At 58.6% G+C, this 9,168-nt stretch carries 10 protein-coding genes; 6 read left to right on the plus strand and 4 right to left on the minus strand.

What is annotated here, in order from left to right; genetic code table 11:
• Positions 1-10: 10 nt before the first annotated feature.
• Positions 11-1,411 carry a ferredoxin:protochlorophyllide reductase (ATP-dependent) subunit N gene (locus ACVWZF_RS08415; protein ID WP_457396291.1) on the plus strand — a complete coding sequence of 467 codons (1,401 nt, stop codon included), beginning with the start codon at positions 11-13 and terminating at the stop codon, positions 1,409-1,411.
• On the opposite strand, the gene ACVWZF_RS08420 is transcribed toward ACVWZF_RS08415, so the two are convergent.
• The 3 genes from ACVWZF_RS08420 to ACVWZF_RS08430 form a co-directional block, all read right to left on the minus strand.
• Complete coding sequence (locus ACVWZF_RS08420) at positions 1,408-1,650, minus strand: hypothetical protein (RefSeq protein WP_414406701.1); 243 nt, start codon at positions 1,648-1,650, stop codon at positions 1,408-1,410. The two genes, ACVWZF_RS08415 and ACVWZF_RS08420, sit on opposite strands and share 4 nt — an antisense overlap.
• 38 nt (positions 1,651-1,688) lie before the next feature.
• Entirely contained in the window at positions 1,689-2,999 is a 1,311-nt protein-coding gene (gene hemL, locus ACVWZF_RS08425; protein ID WP_011432645.1) for a glutamate-1-semialdehyde 2,1-aminomutase, read from the minus strand.
• A gap of 81 nt (positions 3,000-3,080) precedes the next feature.
• Entirely contained in the window at positions 3,081-3,356 is a 276-nt protein-coding gene (locus tag ACVWZF_RS08430) for a DUF4404 family protein (protein WP_011432644.1), read from the minus strand.
• 203 nt (positions 3,357-3,559) lie between these two features.
• Here ACVWZF_RS08430 and ACVWZF_RS08435 point away from each other — a divergent pair, with 203 nt between their 5' ends.
• The 5 genes from ACVWZF_RS08435 to ACVWZF_RS08455 all read left to right on the plus strand — a co-directional run bounded on the left by ACVWZF_RS08435 (position 3,560) and on the right by ACVWZF_RS08455 (position 7,733).
• Positions 3,560-3,871 carry a hypothetical protein gene (locus tag ACVWZF_RS08435; RefSeq protein WP_041436348.1) on the plus strand — a complete coding sequence of 104 codons (312 nt, stop codon included), beginning with the start codon at positions 3,560-3,562 and terminating at the stop codon, positions 3,869-3,871.
• A gap of 135 nt (positions 3,872-4,006) precedes the next feature.
• On the plus strand, positions 4,007-4,648 hold the full coding sequence (locus tag ACVWZF_RS08440; protein WP_457396294.1) for an SIMPL domain-containing protein: 642 nt from the start codon (positions 4,007-4,009) through the stop codon (positions 4,646-4,648).
• Positions 4,649-4,942: 294 nt separating this feature from the next.
• Positions 4,943-6,253: a response regulator gene (locus tag ACVWZF_RS08445; RefSeq protein ID WP_148202701.1), complete on the plus strand. Its 1,311-nt coding sequence runs from the start codon at positions 4,943-4,945 to the stop codon at positions 6,251-6,253.
• A gap of 47 nt (positions 6,254-6,300) precedes the next feature.
• Complete coding sequence (locus tag ACVWZF_RS08450; protein ID WP_011432640.1) at positions 6,301-6,804, plus strand: hypothetical protein; 504 nt, start codon at positions 6,301-6,303, stop codon at positions 6,802-6,804.
• Positions 6,805-6,866: 62 nt separating this feature from the next.
• A complete protein-coding gene (locus ACVWZF_RS08455; protein WP_457396296.1) occupies positions 6,867-7,733 on the plus strand; it encodes a shikimate dehydrogenase in 867 nt (288 codons plus the stop codon).
• 63 nt (positions 7,734-7,796) lie between these two features.
• Here the strand turns inward: ACVWZF_RS08455 and glnT are convergent, their stop codons facing one another.
• Positions 7,797-9,092, minus strand: coding sequence for a type III glutamate--ammonia ligase (glnT, locus tag ACVWZF_RS08460; protein WP_457396297.1), 1,296 nt, complete (start codon positions 9,090-9,092; stop codon positions 7,797-7,799).
• Between the last annotated feature and the right edge of the window lie 76 nt (positions 9,093-9,168).

Genomic DNA, 9,168 nt, shown 5'->3' on the forward strand with positions numbered 1-9,168 from the left:
GGAGACGAGCATGAATGCTGCTTTGGATAGTGCCAATGCCCTTAACTTTCAGTGCGAAACCGGCAACTACCATACCTTTTGCCCGATTAGTTGTGTAGCTTGGCTTTATCAAAAAATTGAAGACAGCTTCTTTTTGGTCATCGGCACCAAAACCTGTGGCTACTTTCTGCAAAACGCCATGGGGGTGATGATCTTTGCCGAGCCCCGCTATGCCATGGCGGAGCTGGAAGAGGGGGATATTAGCGCCAAGCTCAACGACTATGAGGAGCTGAAGCGGCTGTGCCTGCAAATTCAGCGGGATCGCAATCCCAGCGTGATTGTTTGGATCGGCACCTGCACCACCGAGATCATCAAAATGGACCTGGAGGGCCTAGCCCAGAAGCTGGAAGGGGAGATCGGGATCCCGATTGTGGTGGCCCGGGCCAATGGCCTCGACTACGCCTTTACCCAAGGGGAAGATACGGTTTTGGCCTCGATGGCTCAGCGCTGCCCAGAGCAGGTGCGGGCAGAGGAGCAGGAAACCCGCGGGGGTCTCCAGGCCCTTTTCTACGGGCTCCGCTCCGGAAAAAAGAAAGAGGAGGAAGGCTTCCACAAGCATCCCCCCTTGGTGATCTTCGGCTCGGTGCCCGATCCGGTGGTTACCCAACTCACCCTGGAGCTGAAGAAACACGGGATCCGCGTCTCCGGCTGGTTGCCGGCCAAACGCTATGGGGAGCTGCCGGCCATCGAGCCGGGCACCTATGTGGTGGGGGTGAATCCTTTCCTCAGCCGCACAGCCACCACGCTGGTACGCCGCAAAAAGGCTAAGCTCATCACCGCTCCTTTTCCCATCGGGCCGGATGGCACCCGCGCCTGGATAGAAGCCATTGCCCGCGAATTGGGGATCCCGACTCAAGGCTTGGCAGAGCGGGAAGCGGAAGTGTGGAGCCATCCCCAAGTTCGGGATTATCTGGAGCTGGTGCGGGGCAAAAGCGTTTTCTTCATGGGCGATAACCTGCTGGAGATCTCGCTGGCCCGTTTCTTGGTGCGCTGCGGCATGACGGTGCAGGAAATCGGGATCCCTTACATGGACAAACGCTACCAAGCGGCTGAGCTGGCCCTCTTGGAGCGCACCTGCGAAGAGATGGGAGTGCCCAAGCCCACCATCGTAGAAAAGCCGGATAACTACAACCAAATCCAGCGCATCAAGGCCCTGCAGCCGGATCTGGTGATCACAGGTATGGCCCACGCCAACCCCCTAGAGGCACGGGGGATAACCACCAAGTGGTCGGTGGAGTTCACCTTCGCCCAGATCCACGGCTTCGGCAACACCCAGGCTCTGCTGGAGCTGGTGACCCGACCGCTGCGGCGCAATGCAGCCCTCAAAGGCTTGGGTTGGGAACGGTTGGTGCGGGAAGAAGCCCCTGTCTAATTCTCCGGCTCTTCGTTGTCGAACAGTAGGCCGTCCAGGTGATCCGGCAGTTGCTGCCGGTCGATCCAGACCATGCCCGCCAGAATAGCTTCGGCCTCGTTTTGAAAGTAGCCGTAGGCTTTGGTGCCAATCTCCGACTCGCAAGAGCCATCTTGCTGGAGCAGTCGGCAGCGAAAGATAAACCCCTTCTCTGTAGCTTGGGTGGTGATGCTCCAGTTGCGGTGGATGTGCTCGGCCATAGCAGGGATCCCGGCTCGAAAGAGGGTGAATTGCAGACTCAGAGGGTGCTCAACACCTCTCGCGCGGCGGCTAGAGTTTTCTCCACATCGGCCTCTGTGTGGGCCAGGGAGGTGAAGCCGGCCTCAAATTGCGAGGGCGCCAGATATACTCCCCGCTCCAACATGCCGCGATGGAAGCGGGCAAATTTCTGCAGATCGGAAGTCTTGGCCTCTTCGTAGTTGCGCACCGGGCCGGCAGTAAAAAAGAAGCCAAACATGCCGGGCAGATAGCCCCCGCACATCTCATGCCCCGTTTCCCGCGCGATCTGCAATAGCCCTGTTGCCAACTTCTCGGTAATCCGCTCCAGGTACTCGTAGGTGCCCGGACGACGCAAAATATCCAGCGTCTGGATCCCTGCTGTCATGGCCAGGGGGTTGCCGGAAAGAGTCCCTGCCTGATACATCGGCCCCGCTGGAGCCACCATTTCCATAATTTCTCGCCGACCGCCGTAGGCCCCCACCGGCAGGCCGCCGCCGATGACCTTGCCCAGGGTCGTTAAATCGGGGATGACCCCAAACTTGGCCTGTACACCGCCATAGCTGATGCGAAAGCCGGTCATCACCTCGTCAAATACCAGCAGGGCCCCGTACTTTTGGGTGAGATCTCGCAAGCCTTCCAAGAAGCCCGGCTGGGGGGGAATAAAGCCGGCATTGCCCACCACCGGCTCTAGGATGACTCCGGCAATGGAGTCGGGGTGCTGTTCAAACAGGGCCTTGACTGCCTCCAGGTCGTTGTAGGGAGCCGTCAGCGTAGCGCTGGTAGCTGCCTTGGGCACCCCCGGCGAGTCTGGCAAGCCCAGCGTGGCCACCCCCGAACCGGCTTTCACCAAAAACATGTCCGCATGGCCGTGGTAGCAGCCCTCAAACTTGATCACCTTTTCCCGACCGGTATAGGCCCGCATCAAGCGCAGCACCGCCATGCAAGCTTCGGTGCCGGAATTGACAAAGCGCACCATCTCCACACTGGGCACCGCCTCAATGACCCGCTCCGCCAGCTCATTTTCCAGAACGCAAGGGGCGCCGAAGCTGGTGCCTTTCTCCAAAGCTCGGCGCAGAGCCTCAATGACCTCGGGGTGAGCGTGGCCAACAATCGCCGGCCCCCAACTGCCGATGTAGTCGATGTATTGGTTGCCGTCCACATCCCAGGCGTAGGCCCCTGAGACACGGTCGAACACGACGGGATCCCCGCCCACCGACTTGAAGGCCCGTACCGGAGAACTAACCCCCCCCGGCATGAGGCTTTGTGCCCGGGCAAAAACCTGCTTGGAGCGGGTGGTGTTAAACGAGGTGGAGTGGAGAGTGCTGGTCATAGAGCATAAGGAGCTTTCAACGCATTACCAAGGCTAGCAAGCAAGGGAGCTTTCTGGTGAGCCCTTTTACCGACCATGAAACTACAAACCCATCCCTGCCAGTGTGTCGATCACCTGCTCCAGGATCAGGGTAAGGTTGGGATGGGAGGTCTCGAACAGGCCCAGCGCCTCTCCAATGCGATCTCTATGCCCTTGGCTCTGTTTGCTCTCGGTTCGGGATCCCAGCTCGGCCAGCACCGCTTCCACTTCCTGGCGAATGGTGGCAATGTGCTGCCGCTGCTTTTCGTCCAGGCCAGGGGTTTTTTGCAGCTCAACATCCAGATCGCGCAGCAGTTGTCGCAGTTTCGATTCGGCCATTCTGTAAAGAGACCTTAACGACTTGAGAACCGATTGAGTTTTGACCACCCTGCCTCAATCATACGGTCTGATGGGTTGAAGCAGGGATCTCTTTGTCCAAGGTCTGAGGGCGGGTGAGGCGACGAAGGTGAACTTTGACCGCCGGGGATCCCAGCATTGGAGCAACTCCCATAGGATGGGCAGTAGCCTTGCTGTCTACCCCCATGTCTGAGCTGGCATTGACCCTAGTATGGGTAGCGGTTGCTGTTGCCCTTTTCATGGGAATTTTTGTCTGGGAACAAAGACGCAGCCAAGAATTGCTGCAGCGGTGGGCGGCAAAGCAGGGCTACTCCCTGTTGAGCCAGGAGGCACGGTACTGGCGGCTGGGGCCTTTTTCCGGGAGCACTTCCAAGTATCAACGGGTATTCCGTGTGCGGATACGGGATCCGTGGGGGCAAGAACGCACCGGCTGGGTGAGGTTAGGGAACTGGTGGCTGGGGCTTTTGTCGGATCAGGCTGAGGAGCGGTGGGAGTAGGCTGGGGTTGAACCATGGAAAGGGAAAGCAATGAACGGGATCAGGGGTTGGAAAGGGCTGAAGGGGGTAGCGTGGCTGGGCCTGGTACTGGCGGTGGCCCTGTTGGGTTGGAACGCAATCGCTGGAGGCGGAGCGATGGCCAGTCCCGCTGAGGGATCCCGAATGTTGACGGTTACAGGACAGGGATCGGTCTCCGTAGAGAACTCCATTGCCCTCATTCGCTTGGGGGTGGTGATCCAGGGGGAGACGGCGCAATCGGTACAACAACAGGTGGCAGAACGCTCAGAGCGGCTGGTCAATCGCCTCAAGGAGCTGCAAGTAGGCGCTCTGCAAACCACCGGCATTTCCCTCTACCCGCAATACGACTACCGGGATGGCCAGCCTCGCCTAACGGGTGTGCAGGGGCAAAACAGTCTGCAATTCGAGGTGCCCGTGGCCAGAGCCGGGCAAGTGCTGGACGAAGCTGTGGCCGCCGGAGCCACCCAGGTGGAATCGGTCAGTTTCCGGGCCGATGAAGCCACCCTGTTGGAAGCGCGCAGCCGCGCCCTAACCCAAGCCGTGAAAGATGCCCAACGTCAAGCCCAGGATGTGCTGGGGGCCTTGAACCTGAGCATCCGTTCCGTCGAGCGCATCCAGATTCAGAGCGATGGCTACATGATCCCGCCGCCGATCCCCTTTGCCCGCGCCGACTATGCCCGTCTAGAAACAGCATCCACACCGGTGGAGGGGGGACAGCAAACCGTGCGCGCCCAAGTCACCCTCGAGATCCGTTACTGAGCCTCTGCTCTGTTGCCTCGAATAATTCACAAATGTTCACCACATAGATTTCAGCTCTCCCGCCAAAGGGCTTCTGGTCAGAGCAAGCCTTGGGCAGCAACAGACAGCGGCTCTGGACGAGCGAAGTCTCAGTGATTCAAGAGTGATTCAATCCATCTAACCAACTCGGCAAAGTGGAAGCGGCTGCTGTTCGCTACCGCATCAGAATAACGATGGAGATACCACATTCATTAGAATAGCGATGGAAAGTTGCGGGTAGTTTGCTTTCCCGCGCCACCCTGCCTCGGTTTATCTATGGATCCCAGACCGGAGAGCGCTAGTGCAGCTCCTGCGCCTGAGAAGGCGAAACTCGTCTCTGGCAGAAGTCAAGACGGCAGTCTGCAAGCCCGTGTACTGATTGTGGATGATAGCTACATGGTGGCAGAGATGCTGTCCAACTTTTTGGGCAAGCAGGGCTGCAGTATTTCTTATGCTTTGGATGGCCTCTCCGCGCTGGAGCAAATTCGCCGCCAACCCCCAGACCTCATCATTGCCGACTGGGTCATGCCCTCTCTGAACGGCCTAGACCTGTGCCGCCAACTGCGGCAATTGCCGGAATATGCCTGGGTGTACTACATCATCATGACTGCCCGCGAGGGCAACGATAGCATGGAGCGGGCTTTGGAGGCAGGTGCCGATGAGTTTCTTTCCAAACCCTTTCAGGCTGCAGAGCTGCTGACGCGGGTGCGGGCAGGGCTGCGCATTGTAGAAAGTCGCCGCCAGCAATATCTGCTCAAAACTGGGCAAAAATCTCCTCCCTCTCCCCCCAAGTCGATTGGTTTGGAGGTGGGTAACCGTCAGGATTTGGTGGCTCGTTTGCCGCTGCGGGTGGCCCAGGCCCGTGCCCAATCGGAACCCCTCAGCTTGTTTGTGCTGCGCTTGGCCAACCTCGGTTCTCTGGCACAAGGGCTGGATGCTGACGGTCGGGCTGATCTGCTCAAACTGTTTAGGGAGCGTTTGGCCAATAACCTGCGCGATGGAGACGACCTGTTTTGCTACGACGAGGGGCAGTTTATCATTCTGCTCTCCGGGAGCACCTTGGCTGCTGCGCAAATTGCTGCCGAACGCTGCTGCCAGCGAATGATTCAGGATCCCTTTGTGGTGAATGGACGGGCGCTGCCGGTACAGCTCCAGTTTGGAGCGGCCAGCCTCATGGACAGCGATGACCCCAAGGGGGTGGCTCTGTTGCGTCGGGCTGCCCAGGCTATGCGAGATAGCAGGAATGTGCACAGCTCGGTGGTGACTGCTCCCCATCCCATCCCAGTTTCCGACCGCGTCAGCGGAACGGAGTCCTCAGAGCTGCTGAAACGCCTGCAGCGTCTGGAAAAAGAAAACGCCGAACTGCGCCGAGAGCTGGAGACTCGCCTCAAGCAGATTGAGGATCTCCGCCAACACCATCAAGAGCTCAGCCAAAAAATGCAGGCTTCTGCACCGGAACTGTCCACAGCGGGATCCCTGGCCCATAGACCCTTCCGCTTGCGGCGGCGAAAACTCCGGCAGCTTTGTCTGAAGCGTCAACTGAGCCGTAGAAGACCGCGCCTGGCCTTGGGGCGGCTGAGCAGGTAGCGATGGGCTGAGCGAACGGGAGAGACGGAAGGGAGGTGCAAAAGGCTATGATGGGCATTCTTCAGGGTCAAGTGGCCGGATCTGGGATCTGGAGACCAGCAGGAAGATGGTTCCTGAACAACATTGAGCTAGTCTTGACGGCGGTAGGAATAGGGGTGATTCTGCTAAGTGGTTTTGTGGCCAGCCGCAGCGCTTTTTCGCTAGAAACGGCAACGGCGGTCAGCGCCACTTTGGTGGGGGTTATCCACGGGATCCTCTTTTGGCTGTTGCGACGGCGGCAGAGACAGGTGAGGCGGGAGGCAATCGGGCAAATTCGGGAAATGCTGGAAGATTTGGGCAAAAACCGCCTGCAAACCATCAAGATGAGCTTATACATGGTGCAGATCCATCAACCGGAGCAGGAAGAGCGAACCCGAAAAAGCTTTGACCGCGTTTATCAGATCCTGGCGGAGATGAGCACCTTGATCGACCACATTTCGGAAGAATCGTTGGCCGACTGGCGCCATCGCTACCGGCAGACTCTGCAGCGGGTTGAGTCGGAGTCTCAGTAGTTTTTAAATCGTCTTTAAATCTTGAGTGACTTCAGGGATCCCTTGAGGAGTTGGCTGAGCCGGTGGACGGTCGGATTTCGGGAAGCACCCAATTGCTTGGTCTGGTTGGGGATCCGGTGGCCCACAGCTTATCCCCAGCCATGCACAATGCTGCTTTGGCAGCTATGGGGGAAAACTATTGCTATGTGCCGTTTCCGGTGGCTCCAAAACACTTGGCGGCGGCGGTGGCAGGGCTGGCGGCCATTGGGGTGCGGGGGTTTAATGTGACGATTCCTCACAAACAGGCCATTCTCCCTTTGCTCGATCAGATTGAATCGCGGGCAGCAGCGGTGGGGGCGGTGAATACGGTTTACCCCTTGCCAGAGGGCGGGTGGGCGGGCACCAATACCGATATCGATGGCTTTGTGCAGCCTTTGCTGGGTCTGGAAAAAGGGATCCCCACCCTCATTCTGGGATCCGGGGGGGCAGCGCGGGCGGCCATCCAAGGCTGTTTGGAGTTGGGGCTGGGGCCGGTGCGGGTGGCAGGGCGATCCCCCAACCCATTGCTGGCCTTGCAACAGACCTGGCCTCAGGTGGAGACGGTGAACTGGGCGGAGTTGAATTGCTACCTGTCTCAGACGCGGCTTTTGGTCAACACCACCCCCGTGGGCATGCACAAGCCGGGATCCCCCGCCGGTCAAGGGCTCTCTCCCCTGAGCCGGGAGCAACTGGGCCTGCTGTCTCCGGGTGCCATCGTCTACGACCTGATCTATGTGCCGGATCCCACTCCTCTGCTGCGGATGGCCGCCGAGTTGGGACATACCCCCATCAGTGGACTAGAGATGCTGGTTCACCAGGGGGCCAAGGCTCTATCGCTTTGGCTGGGAGGCAAGCCTGTGCCAGTAGAGGTGATGCGGCAGGCAGCTCAACACCAGTTGGCCCAGGTTTAGGGTCACTCCAGGCCAGTTGGAAGCCCTCTCTCAAGGTGTAATGAGATAACAACAACTACCGGGCTAGCAATCCAAGGTTGTTTCCCGCTCCCAGGGCGTGATCTGACGGTTGTATTCCTGCCACTGTTGGCGTTTGAGCTTGAGGTAGGCATTCACAAAGGGATCCCCAAGCCTGCTGCGGAACAGGGTGTTTTGGTCTAAGTGGTTGAGGGCTTCGACCAAAGAGCCGGGCAACGTTGGGGCATTGGGGAGGGGATCGGTGTAGGCGTTGTTGTCACAGCGGGGGCCAGGATCCCGTTGGTGTTGGATCCCGTCTAGACCGGCGGCAATGAGACCGGCAGCCAAAAGGTAGGGATTGGCAGCAGCATCGGCCAAACGCAGTTCAAACCGCCCGGCATCCGGGATCCGAATGGCGTGGGTGCGATTATTGCCGCTGTAGCTGATTGTGTTGGGAGACCAGGTGGCCCCAGAGAGCGTGACGGGGGCATTGAGGCGGTGATAAGAATTGACCGTCAGGTTGGTGAGGGCACACAAAGCAGGTGCATGGTGTAGCACCCCGCCGATGAAGTGATAGGCCAGTTGAGAAAGCCCCAATTCCCCTTGGGGATCGGCGAATAGGTTTTGCTCCCCCTGCCAAAGAGAAATATGGGTGTGGCAGCCGTTGCCCGTCAGATGGGCAAAGGGTTTGGGCATGAAGGTAGCTCGATAGCCATGCTTTTCGGCAATGCTTTTCACCATGTATTTGAAAAAGGCGTGGCGATCAGCCGTAACTAGGGCATCGTCAAACCGCCAGTTCATTTCAAATTGGCCGTTGGCATCTTCGTGATCGTTTTGGTAGGGATCCCAGCCCAGCTTCTGCATGCCATCGCAGATGTCCCGGATCACCGAAAAACGCCGCATCAAACTTTGCTGGTCATAGCAGGGCTTGGCCTGCTGGTCGCGCTCATCGGAAATGGCCCACTCTTCGGGCGACAGAAGCATGAACTCGCATTCGATCCCCGTCTTGACTTGAAAGCCCATGGCTTCTGCTTGGGATAACACCTGCTTCAACACCCAGCGGGGGGTTTGTGGCAAGGGATCCCCGTTGACCTGGACTAGATCGGCAGGCATCCAGGCCACTTCCGGCTGCCAGGGCAGTTGAAACAGGCGCTCGCGCTCCGGCTGGGCAAACACATCGGGGTCTGCAGGCGTCAAGTCCAACCAGGCAGCAAACCCGGCAAATCCAGCCTGACCCTCTGCCATGAAGTCGATAACTGAGGCAGGCACCAGCTTGGCCCGTTGGATCCCAAGCAGGTCGGTAAAAGAGAGCAGAAAGTAGTTGATCCCTTGGGCGCGGGCAATTTCAGCTAGAAATCGCAGGAGCCCCGCACTGTACCCGTAGGGTCAGTGTCGGGAGGAATGCGGAAGTTATGATAGAACCATGACCCAAGTCCTG

The sequence above is a fragment of the Thermostichus sp. OS-CIW-30 genome (assembly GCF_054060215.1).